The sequence below is a fragment of the Paracoccus luteus genome, from assembly GCF_004522155.1.
In the GTDB taxonomy this organism is placed as follows: Bacteria; Pseudomonadota; Alphaproteobacteria; order Rhodobacterales; family Rhodobacteraceae; genus Paracoccus; species Paracoccus luteus.
On record NZ_SDEA01000001.1, the window covers coordinates 190012 to 205521 of the forward strand.

A 15510-nucleotide genomic window follows, 5' to 3' on the forward strand; every position below is an offset into this window, starting at 1 on the left:
GGCGTCCTTGTCAGCGGTTCGGGGCGCCGCTATGTTATACCATCACGTCGGCAGGAAAAGACACAATATCACATGGCACCCGACACGCAGGCCTTTCACGATCATGACCACGGCGCCTGCGCGCGGGGCGCGTTGCAGGCGGCGCTGGACCGTGTGCGTGCGCGGGGCGCGCGCATGACCCCGGTGCGGCGGCGGACGCTGGAAATCCTGCTGGAATCGCACCGCGCGATGGGCGCCTATGAGGTGCTGGACCGGCTGGCCGCCGACGGCTTTGGCCACCAGCCGCCGGTCGCCTATCGGGCGCTGGATTTCCTTGTGGAACAGGGGCTTGCGCATCGCGTTCAGCGGCTGAACGCGTTTGCCGCCTGCGTCCATCCCGACCGCGACCATGCGCCCGCCTTCCTGATCTGCCGCCTCTGCCAGCGCGTGGCCGAGGCTGACGCAGGCCCCGCGGGCGACGCGCTGGGGCGCACCGCCCGTGGTTTCCGGGTCGAACGCCTGACCATCGAGGCGCTGGGCCTGTGCCCCGCCTGCGCCGCGTTGGAACCCGCATGACCGTGCCCGTGACCGTGCCCGCCCACGTGCCCGTTGCCCCGCCGGCCCCGGCCGCCGTCCAGCCGCCGCTGATCGCCGCCCGTGACCTGACCGTGACCCGCGCGGGGCTGGACAGTCCCGTCCTGCAGGGCGTGTCGCTGACCATCGCGCCGGGCGAGATCGTCACCGTCGTCGGCCCGAACGGGTCGGGGAAATCGACGCTGATCCGCGCCCTGCTGGGGCACCTGCCGCTGGACGGGGGCCGGCTGACGCGCGCGCCGGGGCTGCGGATCGGCTATGTTCCGCAGCGGGTGCAGATGGACGCCGCGATGCCGATGACGGTGCGGCGCTTTCTGTCGCTGCCGCAGCGAGTGGGCGACGACCAGGCCGCCGCCGCACTGGCGCGCACGGGCGTCGCGGGGCTGGAACGGCGGCAGATCGCGGCGCTGTCGGGCGGGCAGTTCCAGCGCGTCCTGCTGGCGCGGGCGCTGCTGGCGCGGCCGCAGCTGCTGGTGCTGGACGAGCCGACGCAGGGGCTGGACCAGCCCGGCACGGTCGATTTCTATCGCCTGATCGAATCCCTGCGGACCGAGACCGGCGCCGCCGTCCTGCTGGTCAGCCACGACCTGCTGGTGGTGATGCGCGCGTCCGACCGGGTGGTCTGCCTGAACGGGCATATCTGCTGCGAGGGCACACCCCAGGACGTCAGCGCCGCGCCCGCCTATCGGGCGCTGTTCGGCGACGGGCAGGGGACGCTGGCGCTATATCGCCACCATCACGACCACCGCCACGACGGCGATGCCGTTGGGTCCGCCCCCCACGCCCACGGGCCGGATTGCCGCCATGATTGACGATTTCCTGCTGCGTGCCGGACTGGCCGGGCTGGGGCTGGCGCTGGCGGCGGGGCCGCTGGGGTCGTTCGTGGTGTGGCGGCGCATGGCCTATTTCGGGGACGCGACCGCCCATGCGGCGATCCTGGGGGTGGCGCTGGCGCTGTCGGCGGATCTGCCCGTGGGCTTCGGCGTGCTGGTCGTGTCGCTGGCGATGGCCGCGCTGGTGGCGCGGCTGGTCCGGCGCGGGCAGGGCGCGGACGCCACGCTGGGGGTGCTGGCACATTCCGCGCTGGCGCTGGGGCTGGTCGCCGCCAGCCTTGCCCCCGGCGGCGGCATGAACCTGGACGCATTCCTGTTTGGCGACATCCTGTCCGTGACCCGGACCGATGTCGGCTGGATCTGGGCGGGGTCGCTGTCGGTGCTGGCGCTGCTTGTCTGGCGCTGGCAGCGGCTGGTGACGGCGACGGTCAACGAGGAACTGGCGATGGCCGCAGGCATCGACCCCGCGCGCGAGCGGATGATCCTGGCCCTGGCGCTGGCGGTGGTCGTCGCGGTCGCGATTCGGATCGTGGGCGCGCTGCTGGTCTCGGCGATGCTGATCGTGCCGGCGGCGGCCGCGCGGATGGTCAGCGCCACGCCCGAACGCATGGCCGCCGCGGCGACCGCCATCGCGGCGGGCGCGGTGGTGGCGGGGCTGGCCGGCAGCCTGCGCTGGGACACGCCGGCGGGGCCGTCGATCGTGGTGGCGGCGGCCGCGGCATTCGCCGCGCTGGCGGCATTCCGCCGCTAGAGTCGCATTCCGGCCACAGTCGCGCGGAACGCACGCGGGCACGGAACCGACCCCCCTGCAAGTTGTTGGCGAATATGCAACAGTGGCCCTGACCCGGCCGACCGAGACAAGCGTTCGCGCTTTTCAAGATCGGGGGTTTGTGCAACTGTCGCCTCGATGCTGTCGGACTGGCAGCCTTCAAAAAAGTACGGAGCATGATCATGACCAAATTTGCTACCTTCGCTCTGGCCCTCGGCCTGACGGCTTCGACCGCTATGGCCGGCGGCTATGTTGCCCCCGTCGTCGACGTGGAGCCGGTTGTCGTCGACACCCGTCCCGCCTCGACCAACGCTGGCCTGGTCGTTCCCGCCCTGCTGCTGCTGGGCGTGATCGCTGCCGTCGCTTCGGACGACGACGACGATGATGACGACGACACCACCGGCGAATAATCCACCCGGGTTATTTCTGATGGGGGCCAGTCTTCGGACTGGCCCTTTTCTTTTGGCCCGGTCAGGTGGCCCTGGCCTTCGCGCCCGCCAGGAACAAAAAAAGGCCCCGCCGGAATGGCGGGGCATTTTCATTCGGTGGCGCCGATCAGGGGCGCAGCGTCTGGACCGTCACGTAACCCAGTCCGGGTCCGGCCCATTGCCGCGACACGCCCGCGCCGGGCAGATAGCTGTTCTGGAAGGTCAGCCCGTGGCCGGCGCAATCCTCGACCATGACACCGGCGCGGGGGCCGGGGCCGATGCGGCAGTCGAACACCAGCGGCCGTTCCAGCCCGTCGGCGGAATAGATCCGCATCGTCCGCTGTGCCGCACCCGACCGGCCCGCGCCGATCAGCGCGGCCGATCCCGCCGCCTCGGCGACGGACAGGTCGTTGCCCAGGCCGCGGGTGCCCGTCAGCATGAACCCGCGCATGATGACCGCCTGTTCGTTCTTGGTCATATAGGTGCGCATCCCGCCGTTCTGGCCCGTCATCGCCAGAACCTGCGTGGTGCCCATGCTTTCCAGCCCCACCATGATCAGCGGGCCCTTGTTCACCGCCAATGCCTCGGCCGCCATCGCCTGCGGATCGGGGGCGGGGGCGGCGGGGGCCGCCCGGCGGCCCGCCAGCACCTGCCCCAGCGCCTGCCGCGCGATGCCCAGGTTCGACGGACCATCCGACGCGGTGTTGCCACAGGCGGTCAGGGTGGCCAGCACGGCCAGCGCGGCGAGGCCGCGGGTGAACGTCACGGTCATCGCCAGAATTTCCCCCATCCGTCATACATCCGCGTGCCGTGGCTTTCGCGGATCGTGTCATACAGCCGCCCATCGACCTTGACTCGCTGCCCGCCATCGCGGTTCAGCGACCCCAGCGTGCCGCCGACCGTGCGCTTGGTCGGCGTGCCGATCGCCCACGCCAGCGGCGCGCGCAGCATGATCCCCTTGTCGAACGAGCCCTCGCCGAACTCGTCCTCGCTGAGGTTGGTCTTGGTGACGAAGGCGCCGACCTGCCAGCCGCTGGCGAACTCGCGCGTCAGCGACACGGTCGCGCCATTGTCGCCGGCCAGATACCGGCCGGCGTCCAGCTGCGCGACGAACCCCTGGCCGAACTCGTAATAGGCCGAGACGTGGCCGGTCGTGACCTCGTAGTCCAGGAACTCGAACGCGTCGCGATAGTCGCGCTTGCGCACGCGGTTGATCTCGACCCCAAGGCCCAGCGGCGAATTGACCGGCTTCCACAAGGCCTCGCCCGAGACGCCGGCATACATGCGTTCCAGCAGGCCGACCGTCACGCGGGTATAGGTGGTCGGCGTCGGCCGCGCATACCAGTTCAGCGTCAGTTCCGGCACCTGCAGCTTGTCGTTGCCCGAATACATCCGGCTGTCCGACCGGACGCGATAGACGCCCTCGTTCTCGGCCGTGACCTCCTCGATGGTCATGGCCTCGTATTCCTCGACGGTCATCGTGCCGGGCGCGTCCTGTTCGGCGTTGCCGAACAGGCGCTGGCGGATCGTGCCCTTGGCCAGCAGGCCGGGCAACAGCTCATAGCTGGAGCTCAGCGCGACCCCGACCTCATAGCGGAACGGCTCGTCCGGGTCGAACAGGCCGGTGGTAAAGAACGGGCGCAGCCCCCATTGGAACCGGGGCAGGTTGCCGGGCGTGCCGACCAGCCCGGCGGGGCGCGGATCGGCGTCGGTCAGGACGGCCGCGGCGGCGATCTGCCCGGCCTCGGTATTCTCCAGCCGTTCCACGTCGGCGCGGCGCATGGTCACCGACGACGTCGGGATCCCGTCCTCGACCGAGGTGACGACCAGCGTGTCCACCGACGGCGGCAGCGCGCGGGTCATCAGCCGGGCGGTGCGGCCGACGGCCTGCGCCTGCTGGATATAGCGGTTGTTGCGGATGCGGACCTCGGCGCGGTTGGCGGTCAGCACCATCGATTCCAGCGTCTGCCCCTCTTTCGCCAGGGCGTCGGACAGCGCCTGCTGGATGGCGGGCTGCGCGGTCGGGTCGGCCGACCAGGCGCCGGACCAGCCCTCGGGGTCGGCGCCCGGCGCGACGCGGGGACGCACCGGCGCCGGCGCCTTTTCCAGCCCGGACGGATAGGGCGACTGCTTGGGGTTCAGCGCCAGCGAGAACTGGATGCCCGCGTGCGTGCCGCCCAGCAGATAGCCGCCGACCTGCCACGCCTGCCCGCCCTGCCAGGTAAAGCCAAGGTTCACGTTGTTCTTCAACTCGTCGTCGTCGCTGACCCAGGCGCTGCGCGCGCAGCGGTCCGCGTCGCCCGTCTCGCAGGCATAGTCGTCGCCGGAATATTCGGCCGCCAGCGTCAGCCGGTCGGTTGCCTTCCACTGGACGCCCGCAAAAGGCGCCACCTCGCCCTTGAACCACTGGTCGGCGTTCAGCTTGCCGCCGGTGCCCTCGTCGGGGCCGGGGCGGTCGCCGATGGGCGACCCGATCCCGCCCGAGGACGCCAGCCGCCCCCAGCCCAGTCCGGCGGTGACCCGCAGCCGCGGGTTGATCGTCTTGGTGGCGACCAGATATTCGGCCGAATAGAACCCCGTGCCGATCGCGTCCTGGATGCCGACGGCGACGGCCGGGCGCCAGCCGTTCTCGGCCTCGTCCAGGAACTGATAGCGCAGATCCAGCGAGCGGTCGCGGACATAGCCGCGGCGCTGTTCGGTGCTGTCGAACTTGCCATAGCGCAGCGCGACGGTCATCCGCGGGATCAGCTGGAAGGTCAGCCCGGTGCGCTGGTCCAGCTGCGACGCCGACACGGTCGCGGCCAGCGTGGCGTCGGGCAGCACCTCGGCGGTGGGCGTGTCGATCAGGCCCGGCAGGCCATAGCGGTTCATCACCGTGCCGATCATCGGATCGGCCAGCGCGGCCGTGGGCGCCGCGTTCAGCGGCACCAGGGCCAGCAGCGCGGCGGGGATGGCCGTGGCCAGCAACCGGCTTGTGTGCGGCGTCGGGCGGGTGCGGCGGGGCGTCATCGGGTCTGTCCTTTCACGGTCGGAACCGGGCGGGCCGGCAGTCTGGCGGCGGTGGCCCGGGGGGCCGGGCAGAAGGGCAGGGGCGGGGCGGCCGGGCCGCCCGGCCACGGGGGGTCAGGCCTTGGGCGCGGCGGCAGCGGCAGCGGCACCGGCAGCGGCCGCCGGTGCCGCGCAGCCGGCAAAGGTCCGGCCGTTCGCGCGCAGCGAGGCGGTCATGGGCTGGTTGCCGCAATCCTCGCCCCGGATGGTCAGGGCAAAGGGCTGGCTGTTCAGGGTGCCGATGTATTCCACGCCCCCCGCATAGGGGACGCGCCGCACCGACACCGTGGCGGGTTTGGCGCCCGGCCGCTCGAACCGGGCCGAGCCGTCGCTGACGGCCGCCGTCCACCCCTCGCCCGCGGCGACAAAGGCGGTGACGGCCAGCGTCTCGCGTTCGGCGGTGGCGACGGCGGCGGTCTTGCCGCCCACCTCCAGCGGCTGGTCCAGCGGCGAGGCGCCGGTCGGGTCGGGGATCGCGGGCTTGGGCGGGGCGTTGGGATCGACGGGCGCGACGGCGGGCTTGTCCCAGGGCATGCGGAAATCGGCCATCGACTGCGCGTCGCAGGCGGCCAGCGCCAGCGGCAGCGCCAGCAGGGCAAGGCGGGGTTTCATGTCAGATCCTGTCCGTCGCTCAAGGCTTGTTGTTTGATCCAAGCCTTAGACAGACGCACCTGCCCTGACAAGCGCGGGGCGCAGGCCCGCCCCAGATTTCCGCAGCCCTGCGCGGCGTTTCGCCATCAACAGTTCGGCACGTTGACGGCCAGCCCGCCCAGCGAGGTTTCCTTGTATTTGTCGGACATGTCGCGGCCGGTCTGGCGCATCGTCTCGATCGCGGCGTCCAGGGGCACGAAATGGTCGCCGGTGCCGCGCATCGACAGGCTGGCGGCGCTGACCGCCTTGATCGCGCCCAGCCCGTTGCGTTCGATGCAGGGCACCTGCACCAGCCCGGCCACCGGGTCGCAGGTCATGCCCAGGTGATGCTCCAGCGCGATCTCGGCCGCGTTCTCGACCTGCTCGGGGGTGCCGCCAAGGACCGCGGCAAGGCCTGCGGCGGCCATCGCGCTGGCCGACCCGACCTCGGCCTGGCAGCCCGCCTCGGCGCCCGAGATGCTGGCGTTGTGCTTGACCAGCCCCCCCACGGCAGCGGCGGTCAGCAGGAACTCGTCCAGCTGGCTTTCGGACGCGCCCGGCACATGGTCCAGCCAATAGCGGATGACCGCCGGCACCACGCCCGCCGCGCCGTTGGTGGGCGCGGTCACGACCTGGCCCCCGGCGGCGTTCTCCTCGTTCACGGCCATCGCATAGGCCGACATCCAGTCGTTGATGACGTGCGGCGCGGTCAGGTTCATGCCGCGTTCCGCCAGCAGCGCCTGGTGGATGCCGTGCGCGCGGCGGCGGATGTTCAGCCCGCCCGGCAGGGTGCCGCCCTGCGCCAGCCCACGGTCCATGCAGTCGCGCATGACCTGCCAGATGCGGGCCAGCCCTTCGCGGATCTGGGCGTCGGTCCGGTGGACGCGCTCGTTTTCCAGCTTCATCCGGGCAATGGACTTGCCCGAGGTGCGGGCCATCGCCAGCATCTCGGCGGCGGTCGCAAAGGGGTGTGGCTCGCGCGGGGTGGCGTCGGTGCGCGATTCGTCGCCGCGCGCCGCCATCTCGGCCGCGGTCATCACGAAGCCGCCGCCGATGGAGTAATACGTCTCGGACAGGATCACGTCGCCCTGCGCGTCCGTGGCCATCAGGATCATCCCGTTGGCATGGCCCGAAAGCGGCCGGTCAAAGTCAAAGATCAGGTCGCGCGCCGGGTCGAAGCGCAGCGGCACCAGCCCCGGCGGGGACAGTTGCAGCGTCTCGGCATTGGCCGACAGCGCGGCGTCCGCGGCCTCGCGGTCCATCGTGTCGGGGCTGAAGCCCGCCAGCCCCAGGATGGTGGCGCGGTCGGTGGCGTGGCCCTTGCCGGTGAACGCAAGGCTGCCGTGCAGGCTGGCGCGCAGGCCGTGCGCGCGGAACGGGGCGGCACGCAGCAGGTCCAGGAACCGCGCCCCCGCGACCATCGGCCCCATCGTGTGCGACGACGACGGGCCCACTCCAACCTTGAACAGATCGAACACCGACAGGAACACGCGCGCCTCCTGCACATCCTAGGGCCTCAGCACCGCCAGGCGGTCCTGTGGATGGTGTCGCATTTATACCGGCCCGGCGGCAAGGGCGCGCCGGTCCCGATGTCGTGTTTGCATGCTGCCTGTTTTTTGTGCATGACTGCGCGCGAACAGGCAATCGCGCGTCTTCGGCCGTTCGTCCCGTGCCGGGGCGGCCGCGGCCCCTGTCGCCCTCGCCCCCGTGGACAGACCTTGCAGCCATGACCCGCGACCCGATCCGCCTTGGACCCTTTCTGCTGGACCCGCCGGTGTTCCTGGCCCCGATGGCCGGCATCACCGACCTGCCGTTCCGCCGCGCCGTCGCCGCGCACGGGGCCGGGCTGGTGGTCAGCGAGATGGTCGCCTCGACCGAGATGGTGACCCCGCGCCCGTCCACGCGCGCCGCCGTCCGTGCCAAGGCCCGCATCGGCGGCGACGTGCCGGTCAGCGTCCAGATCGCGGGACGCGAGGCGCAGGCGATGGCGGAAACCGCGCGCATCGTGGCGGGCATGGGCGCGCGGATCATCGACATCAACATGGGGTGCCCGGCGAAAAAGGTGACCGGCGGGCTGTCGGGGGCGGCGCTGATGCGCGAACCCGACCGCGCGCTGTCGCTGATCGAGGCGGTGGTGGCCGCCGTTCCCGACCTGCCCGTGACGCTGAAGATGCGGCTGGGCTGGGACGACGACTGCCTGAACGCCCCCGACCTGGCCCGGCGGGCGCGCGATGCGGGCGTCAGGATGATCGCCGTCCACGGGCGCACGCGGGCGCAGTTCTATACCGGCCGCGCCGACTGGGCCGCGATCCGGGCCGTGCGCGACGCGGTCCCGGACCTGCCGCTGGTCGCCAACGGCGACATCGTGGATGCCGACAGCGCCCGCGCCGCCCGCGCGGCGTCGGGCGCGGATGCGGTCATGGTCGGACGCGGCGCGCAGGGGGCGCCGTGGCGGGTCGCGCAGATCGCCCACGCGCTGCACGGCGCGCCCCCGCCGGTCGTCCCGCAGGGCGCGGCACTGGCCGCTGCCGTCGCGGCCCATCACGACGACATCCTGTCGCACTATGGCACTGATCTTGGCCTGCGCGTCGCCCGCAAGCATCTGGGCTGGTATGCCGAGGCTGCCGATCTGCCCGACCCCGCCGCCGCCCGCCGCGCGCTGATGGCCGCGCCCGATGCCGCCGCCGCGCGGGCCGCCATCGCCGCCGTCTTTTCCGGCGCGGCGGGGCGTCCTCTGGCGGGGCGGGCGGCATGACACCCGCCCAAGGCCGCGTGGCTGCGCCCGACGCGGTTGACGCGGCCGGGTTCGCCGCGCTGCCGCTGCCGGTCGTCATGTTCGACGAACGCGGCCGCTTTCTGCGCCTGAACGACGCGGCCGAACACTGGCTGAACCTGTCCTCGCGCTTCGTCCGGGGGCTGTCGCCGGACGACCCGTCGCTGTTCGCGCGGCTGCGCGTCGCGGTCGAGGTGCCGGCCCTGCTGGCCGCCGCCGCCGCGTCCGAGGAACCCGTCCACCGCCGCCGCCTGACCTTTCAGATCGGCGACCGGGCGGGGGGCTGGACCCTGCGCCGCGCCGCCGTCCACCTGTCGGCGCTGCCCGGTGGCGGCTTTGTCGCCGCGATCATCCCCGACGGCGACGGGGCCGAGCCGCCGCGCCGCGGCGCCCGCGCCGCCATCGGCATGGCCGAGATGCTGGCGCACGAGATCAAGAACCCGCTGGCCGGCATCCGTGGCGCGGCGCAGCTGCTGCGCGACGGGCTGGCCCCCGAGGACCGCGACCTGGCCGACCTGATCGTGGCGGAAAGCCGGCGCATCGTGACGCTGATGGAGCAGGTCGAACGATTCGGCGACACCTCGCCGCCGCGGCTTGCGGCGGTCAACATCCATGACGTGCTGGACCGCGCGCGCCGGATCTTTGAACTGACCGGGCGCGCGCCGCGCATCGTCAGCGACTATGACCCCTCGCTGCCGCTGGCGCGGGTCGATGCCGACGCAATGGCGCAGCTGGTCCAGAACCTGCTGCGCAACGCCGCTGAGGCGCTGGACCGCGCCGCCGGCCCCGACCCCCTGATCCGCATCCGCACCGCCTATGACGGCACGGTGCGGGCCGACGGCGGCCAGCCGCTGCCCCTGCAGGTCGACATCGAGGACAATGGCCCCGGCGTCCCGGATGCCATCGCCGACCAGATCTTCGAGCCCTTCATCTCGGGGCGCGAGAATGGCACCGGGCTGGGGCTGGCGCTGGTCGGCAAGATCGTCACCGACCACGGCGCGCGCATCCGCGTGGACAGCCAGCCCGGCCGCACCCTGTTCCGCCTGTCGCTGCCCCGCGCCGCCCCCGCCGATCGCGCGAACCGCCCCGAAGGAGACCGCTGATGGATGCCACCGTCCTGATTGCCGACGACGACCGCACGATCCGCACGGCGCGGAGGCAGGCCCTGCCCGGCGCAGCCCCCGCTGTTTGCACGAACCGCCGCGAGGGAGGCCGCTGATGGATGGCACCGTCCTGATTGCCGATGACGACCGCACGATCCGCACGGTGCTGACGCAGGCGCTGACCCGCGCCGGCTGCCGCGTGCACGCGACCGGCACGCTGTCGCAGCTGATGCGCTGGGTCGAGGAGGGGCGCGGCGACCTTGTCGTCACCGACGTGATGATGCCCGACGGCAACGGCATCGACATGATCCCCCGCATCGGGCGGATGCGCGCCGACCTGCCGGTGATCGTGATCTCGGCCCAGAACACCATCGTCACCACCATCCGCGCGACCGAGGCGGACGCGTTCGATTACCTGCCCAAGCCCTTCGACCTCCCCGATCTGATGGCGCGGGTCCGCGCCGGGCTGTCGCGCCGTCCGCGCCGCGCGCAGGGGGCCGAGGCCCCGGACTCCGCGCCTGACACCGCGCCCGACATGGCCGGGGCCGATCCGGCGGCGGCGCTGGTCGGCCGCGCGCCGGCGATGCAGGCGCTGTTTCGCATGGTCGCCCGCGTGGTCAACGCCGACCTGCCGATGGTCGTGGCGGGCGAGGCGGGGTCCGGGCGCACCACCGTCGCCCGCGCGCTGCATGATTTCGGCGACCGCAGGGCCGCGCCTCTGGTCCGGCTGACCCCGGCCGATCCGCTGGACTTGCTGGCCGATGCGGTCGCGCGCGCCAGCGGCGGCACGCTGCTGGTCGAGGATGCGGCGGGCTTGGACCCGGTCGCGCAGGGCCGGCTGGTCGGCCTGATCGAAAGCGCGCAGACCGGCCCCGACCGCGCCCGCGCGCCGAGGCTGGTCGCCACCACCGGTCCCGACCCGATGGGCGACGTGGCGGCCGGGCGGCTGCGGCAGGATCTGTATTACCGCCTTGCCGGTCTTGTGCTGACGGTCCCGCCGCTGCGGGCGCGGCTGGACGACATCCCGCCGCTGGCGCGCCATCTGCTGGCCCGCGCGGCGGTGAACGGACTGCCCGCCCGCACCCTGGGCGACGACGCGGCCGAGGTGCTGCGCGCGCATCCCTTCCACGGCAACGTGCGCGAACTGGAAAACCTGCTGCGCCGCCTGTCGGTCACCGGCAGCACCCCCGGCATCGGCGCGGACGAGGTGCGCGCGGCGCTGGACTCCTTCGACCATGCGGCCGAGCGTGCGCCCGCCGCCCGGCCCGCCGCCCGCCCGGCAGCGCCCGAGGCGCTGTCCGCGTCCCAGCCCGCCGCCGCGCCGAACGGGCGGCTGGCGCTGTCGGTCGAACAGCACCTGCAGCGCTATTTCGACCTGCACGGCGACCAGCTGCCCCCCGCCGGGCTTTACGACCGCATCCTGCGCGAGATCGAGCGGCCGCTGATCCAGATCGCGCTGGACGCATCGGGCGGGAACCAGCTGCGCTGCGCCGAACTGCTGGGCATCAACCGCAATACCCTGCGCAAGAAGGTCAGCGACCTGAATATCGAGGTGACACGGCGCCGCCGCCTGATGTAAAACGGTCACAGATGCGACGGGCGGCGTAACGCCCGCGCCACAGTAAGCCGCGACGACAGCGGCCGACCGGAACGAGGCAGGCAGGTGGCACAGGCACTTGCGCGGACATCATGGGACCGGCTGGCGCGGCTGCGCCGGCAGCGGCGCGTGCAGAACGCGGCGACGCTGGCGCTTGCCGTGCTGGGTCCAGCGCTGGCCGTGGCCACCTATGCGGTCATGGGGCCGCTGGGCAGCGCGTCGGAAAGCACCGCCCTGCGGCTGGTGCTGCTGGCGGACCTGATCTATCTGATCCTGCTGGTCGGGCTGGTCGGCGCGCGGCTGGCCCGCATGGTCGCGGCGCGCCGCAACGCCGCCGCCGGGTCGCGGCTGCACATGCGGCTGGTCGGCGTCTTTGCCGGCATCGCGCTGGTCCCCACGGTCTTGGTCGCGCTGTTCGCGGGGCTGACCGTCAACATCGGGCTTGAGGGCTGGTTTTCCCAGCGCGTCCAACAGGTTGTAGCCACTTCCCTGTCCGCCGCCGAGGCCTATCAGGACGAACACCGCCGCGACCTGACCGCCGACGCGCGGCTGCTGGCGCGGGTGATCGACGACGCCGCGCGCATGGCGCCGCTGATCGACGACGGCGCCCTGCGCGCCGTCCTGTCCGAGGGGCAGGGCCTGATCCAGCGCGGCCTGCGCGAAGCCTATGTCATCGACGGCACCGGCGCGATCCGCGCGCGGGGCGAACGCAGCTATCGGTTCTGGTATGAACAGCCCGCCCCCGAACAGTTCCAGGCCGCCGAGACGGACGGGCTGGTGCTGATCGAGGACTGGGACAACAACGAGTTCCGCGCCCTTGTGACGATGCCGCGCCTGCCCAACCGCTATCTGTATGTCACCCGCGACGTGGACGGCGACCTGCTGGGCCTGCTGGACGAGACGCGGGCGACGGTCGGGCTGTATCAGCAGCTGGAACAGACCCGCTCGCGCGTGCTGTTCGAATTCTCGCTGGTCTATCTGGGGTTCGCGCTGCTGCTGGTGGCGGCGGCGATCTGGGCGGGGCTGTGGTTCGCGGAACGGCTGTCGCGCCCCATCGGGCGGCTGGCCGCCGCGTCCCAACAGGTCGGCGCGGGCGACCTGGACGTGCAGGTGCCCCGGTCCGACACCGGGGACGAGATCCAGACGCTGGGCGAGAACTTCAACCAGATGACCCGCCAGCTGAAGACGCAGCGGGCCGAGCTGGTCGAAAGCTATCGCGCGACCGACGACCAGCGGCGGCTGTTCGACAGCGTGCTGTCGTCGGTCACGGCCGGCGTCATCGGCCTGGACGCGGCCGGAGAGATCGACTTCCTGAACCGCTCGGCCACCCGGCTGCTTGGCCTTGACCCGGCCGCGGACCACGACGTCCCCCTGGCCCGCGCCGTGCCCGAGTTCGCGGCCCTTTTCGACCGGCTGGGCCATTCCGTCGCCGACAGCGTCCAGGACGAGGTGCGGCTGACCCGCGACGGGCGGATGGAAAGCCTGCTGGTCCGCATCGCCGCCCGCCTGTCCGCAGGCGGCGCAGTCGAGGGCTATGTGATCGCCTTTGACGACGTGACCGAACTGGTCGGCGCGCAGCGCATGGCGGCGTGGGGCGACGTCGCCCGCCGCGTCGCGCACGAGATCAAGAACCCGCTGACCCCGATCCAGCTGTCCGCCGAACGCATCCAGCGCAAGTTCGGCCGGCTGGCCGCCACCGACGAGGACCGCGAGGCGCTGGCCCAATACACCCAGGTCATCATCCGCCAGACCGGCGATTTGCGCCGCATCGTGGACGAGTTCTCGCGCTTTGCCCGCATGCCGGAACCCGACCGCAAGGAAACCGACTTGGCGGGGTTGCTGCGCGAATCCGTCGTGCTGCAGCAGGACGCGCTGGGCGGGGCGCTGGCCGTGGAAATCCCCGACCGGCCGGTGATCGTGGACTGCGACCCCGGCATGATGCGGCAGGTGTTCACCAACCTGCTGAAGAACGCGGCCGAAGCCGTGCGCGACCGCACCCCCGGCGACTGGCGGCCGACCGTCGGCGTGGCCATGCAGGCGCGGCCCGACACGGTCACGATCCGCATCACCGACAACGGCGTGGGCCTGCCCGAGGACCGGTCCCGCCTGTTCGACCCCTATGTGACGATGAAGCAGGGCGGCACCGGCCTGGGCCTGCCCATCGTCAAGAAGATCGTCGAGGAACACGGCGGCCAGCTGATCCTGACCGACGCCGCCCCCGACGCGGACGGCCACCGCGGCGCGGTGGCGGAAATCAGACTGCCGCGCGAACGCCAGCCGGTGCGGCTGGCCGGCGCGCGCAAAACCAGAACCGATGAGGCGACAGGCACATGAGCGATATTCTGATCGTCGACGACGAACGCGACATCCGCGAACTGATCGCCGACATCCTGCGGGACGAGGGCTATGGCACAAGGCTGGCGGCGAATGCCGACGAGGCGCTGGCCGCCCTGAACGCCGAGGAACCGGCGCTGATGATCCTGGACATCTGGCTGAAGGACAGCCGGATGGACGGGATCGACATCCTGAAACAGGTCAAGCGCAACAACCCCGACGTGCCGGTGGTCATCATCTCGGGGCATGGCAATATCGAGATCGCGGTCGCCGCCATCAAGCAGGGCGCCTATGACTTCATCGAAAAGCCCTTCAACATCGACCAGCTGATGGTCGTGATCACACGGGCGATGGAAACCAGCCGCCTGCGCCGCGAGAACGCGCAGCTGCGCCGGAAAGAGGTCGTCTCGACCGAGATGCTGGGCCATTCCGCGCCGTTCCGCCGCCTGCGTGACAACCTCGACAAGGTCGCCAAGTCGAACGGCCGCGTCATGCTGACCGGAGAGCCGGGCGTCGGCAAGGAACTGGCGGCGCGCTATATCCACGCGCAAAGCCCGCGCGCGGACGCCCCCTTCGTCACCGTGCCCTGCGCCACGATCGAGCCCGAGCGCATGGAGGAGGTGCTGTTCGGCCGCGAGACGCCCGAGCGCGGGATCGAGCCGGGGCTGCTGGAACAGGCCCACGGCGGCGTGATCTATTTCGACGAGGTGGCCGACATGCCGCTGGGCACCCAGCCCAAGATCCTGCGGGTGCTGACCGAACAGCAGTTCGCCCGCGCGGGCGGCAGCGACCGGGTGCGGGTGGACCTGCGGGTGATTTCGTCCACGAATCGCGACCTGGCGACCGAGATCGCCGTGGGACGCTTCCGGCAGGAGCTGTTCGACCGGCTGAACGTCGTCCCCGTCGCCGTGCCCGCGCTGGGCGAACGGCGCGAGGACATCGCCGAGCTGGCGCGCCATTTCATCGACCGCTTCCACGCCAGCCAGGGCCTGCCCGCCCGCGCCTTGCCCGACGAGACCGTCGCCGCCCTGCAGGCGATGCGCTGGCCGGGCAACATCCGCCAGCTGCGCAACGTGGTCGAGCGCGTGCTGATCCTGGGCGACGGCACCGGCCCGATCCAGCCCGCCGAGCTGGAACCGCAGGGCGCGTCGCACGACGGCGGCGAGACGCTGGCGTTGGGGCCCCATGTCACCGCGCTGGCCCTGCGCGAGGCGCGCGAGTTGTTCGAGCGGGATTACCTGCTGGCCCAGATCAACCGCTTTGGCGGCAACATCAGCCGCACCGCCCAGTTCGTCGGCATGGAACGGTCGGCCCTGCACCGCAAGCTGAAGTCGCTGGGCGTCGTCGGCGGGCGGGTCGAGGAAGACGCGATGGTGAAGTAAGGCGGACAGGGCCGCGGGCGGTGTGCCTGCGGCGCGGTTC

The 15510-nt window shown here is 71.8% G+C and carries 13 protein-coding genes; 9 read left to right on the top strand and 4 right to left on the bottom strand.

The window, feature by feature from the left end; translation table 11 throughout:
* The first annotated feature begins 72 nt into the window (after positions 1-72).
* The 4 genes from EPA64_RS00915 to EPA64_RS00930 all read left to right on the top strand — a co-directional run bounded on the left by EPA64_RS00915 (position 73) and on the right by EPA64_RS00930 (position 2585).
* Positions 73-555, top strand: a complete 483-nt coding sequence (locus EPA64_RS00915) for a Fur family transcriptional regulator (RefSeq protein WP_134724361.1) — start codon at positions 73-75, stop codon at positions 553-555.
* Positions 552-1385, top strand: coding sequence for a metal ABC transporter ATP-binding protein (locus EPA64_RS00920; RefSeq protein WP_134724362.1), 834 nt, complete (start codon positions 552-554; stop codon positions 1383-1385). Before EPA64_RS00915 ends, EPA64_RS00920 begins: the two co-directional genes overlap by 4 nt.
* Positions 1378-2157 carry a metal ABC transporter permease gene (locus tag EPA64_RS00925; protein WP_134724363.1) on the top strand — a complete coding sequence of 260 codons (780 nt, stop codon included), beginning with the start codon at positions 1378-1380 and terminating at the stop codon, positions 2155-2157. Before EPA64_RS00920 ends, EPA64_RS00925 begins: the two co-directional genes overlap by 8 nt.
* 200 nt (positions 2158-2357) lie before the next feature.
* Positions 2358-2585: a hypothetical protein gene (locus EPA64_RS00930; protein ID WP_246026544.1), complete on the top strand. Its 228-nt coding sequence runs from the start codon at positions 2358-2360 to the stop codon at positions 2583-2585.
* 145 nt (positions 2586-2730) lie between these two features.
* Here the strand turns inward: EPA64_RS00930 and EPA64_RS00935 are convergent, their stop codons facing one another.
* The 4 genes from EPA64_RS00935 to EPA64_RS00950 all read right to left on the bottom strand — a co-directional run bounded on the left by EPA64_RS00935 (position 2731) and on the right by EPA64_RS00950 (position 7771).
* Entirely contained in the window at positions 2731-3393 is a 663-nt protein-coding gene (locus tag EPA64_RS00935; protein ID WP_246026545.1) for a YjbF family lipoprotein, read from the bottom strand.
* On the bottom strand, positions 3372-5612 hold the full coding sequence (locus tag EPA64_RS00940) for a YjbH domain-containing protein (RefSeq protein WP_134724365.1): 2241 nt from the start codon (positions 5610-5612) through the stop codon (positions 3372-3374). Before EPA64_RS00940 ends, EPA64_RS00935 begins: the two co-directional genes overlap by 22 nt.
* Before the next feature lie 114 nt (positions 5613-5726).
* Positions 5727-6263, bottom strand: a complete 537-nt coding sequence (locus EPA64_RS00945) for a hypothetical protein (RefSeq protein ID WP_134724366.1) — start codon at positions 6261-6263, stop codon at positions 5727-5729.
* Between the two features lie 125 nt (positions 6264-6388).
* Positions 6389-7771, bottom strand: coding sequence for an L-serine ammonia-lyase (locus EPA64_RS00950; protein WP_134724367.1), 1383 nt, complete (start codon positions 7769-7771; stop codon positions 6389-6391).
* A gap of 236 nt (positions 7772-8007) precedes the next feature.
* On the opposite strand from EPA64_RS00950, the gene dusB reads away from it, so the two are divergent.
* From dusB to ntrX, 5 genes are all read left to right on the top strand, one after another.
* A complete protein-coding gene (gene dusB, locus EPA64_RS00955) occupies positions 8008-9036 on the top strand; it encodes a tRNA dihydrouridine synthase DusB (RefSeq protein WP_134724368.1) in 1029 nt (342 codons plus the stop codon).
* Complete coding sequence (locus tag EPA64_RS00960) at positions 9033-10157, top strand: two-component system sensor histidine kinase NtrB (protein ID WP_134724369.1); 1125 nt, start codon at positions 9033-9035, stop codon at positions 10155-10157. Before dusB ends, EPA64_RS00960 begins: the two co-directional genes overlap by 4 nt.
* A 115-nt stretch (positions 10158-10272) precedes the next feature.
* Complete coding sequence (locus tag EPA64_RS00965; protein WP_134724370.1) at positions 10273-11736, top strand: response regulator; 1464 nt, start codon at positions 10273-10275, stop codon at positions 11734-11736.
* An 84-nt stretch (positions 11737-11820) separates the two neighbouring features.
* On the top strand, positions 11821-14088 hold the full coding sequence (locus tag EPA64_RS00970; protein WP_246026546.1) for a sensor histidine kinase NtrY-like: 2268 nt from the start codon (positions 11821-11823) through the stop codon (positions 14086-14088).
* A complete protein-coding gene (ntrX, locus tag EPA64_RS00975; RefSeq protein WP_134724371.1) occupies positions 14085-15470 on the top strand; it encodes a nitrogen assimilation response regulator NtrX in 1386 nt (461 codons plus the stop codon). The genes EPA64_RS00970 and ntrX overlap by 4 nt, the downstream gene beginning before the upstream one ends.
* Positions 15471-15510 lie beyond the last annotated feature (40 nt).

Bases quoted from the DNA above. Each gene is read 5' to 3' on its own strand.
- EPA64_RS00930 (WP_246026544.1), top strand. From the start codon at position 2,358: ATGACCAAATTTGCTACCTTCGCTCTGGCCCTCGGCCTGACGGCTTCG.
- ntrX (WP_134724371.1), top strand. From the start codon at position 14,085: ATGAGCGATATTCTGATCGTCGACGACGAACGCGACATCCGCGAACTG.
- EPA64_RS00945 (WP_134724366.1), bottom strand. From the start codon at position 6,263: ATGAAACCCCGCCTTGCCCTGCTGGCGCTGCCGCTGGCGCTGGCCGCC.
- dusB (WP_134724368.1), top strand. From the start codon at position 8,008: ATGACCCGCGACCCGATCCGCCTTGGACCCTTTCTGCTGGACCCGCCG.
- EPA64_RS00915 (WP_134724361.1), top strand. From the start codon at position 73: ATGGCACCCGACACGCAGGCCTTTCACGATCATGACCACGGCGCCTGC.
- EPA64_RS00920 (WP_134724362.1), top strand. From the start codon at position 552: ATGACCGTGCCCGTGACCGTGCCCGCCCACGTGCCCGTTGCCCCGCCG.
- EPA64_RS00935 (WP_246026545.1), bottom strand. From the start codon at position 3,393: ATGGGGGAAATTCTGGCGATGACCGTGACGTTCACCCGCGGCCTCGCC.
- EPA64_RS00965 (WP_134724370.1), top strand. From the start codon at position 10,273: ATGGATGGCACCGTCCTGATTGCCGATGACGACCGCACGATCCGCACG.
- EPA64_RS00960 (WP_134724369.1), top strand. From the start codon at position 9,033: ATGACACCCGCCCAAGGCCGCGTGGCTGCGCCCGACGCGGTTGACGCG.
- EPA64_RS00940 (WP_134724365.1), bottom strand. From the start codon at position 5,612: ATGACGCCCCGCCGCACCCGCCCGACGCCGCACACAAGCCGGTTGCTG.
- EPA64_RS00925 (WP_134724363.1), top strand. From the start codon at position 1,378: ATGATTGACGATTTCCTGCTGCGTGCCGGACTGGCCGGGCTGGGGCTG.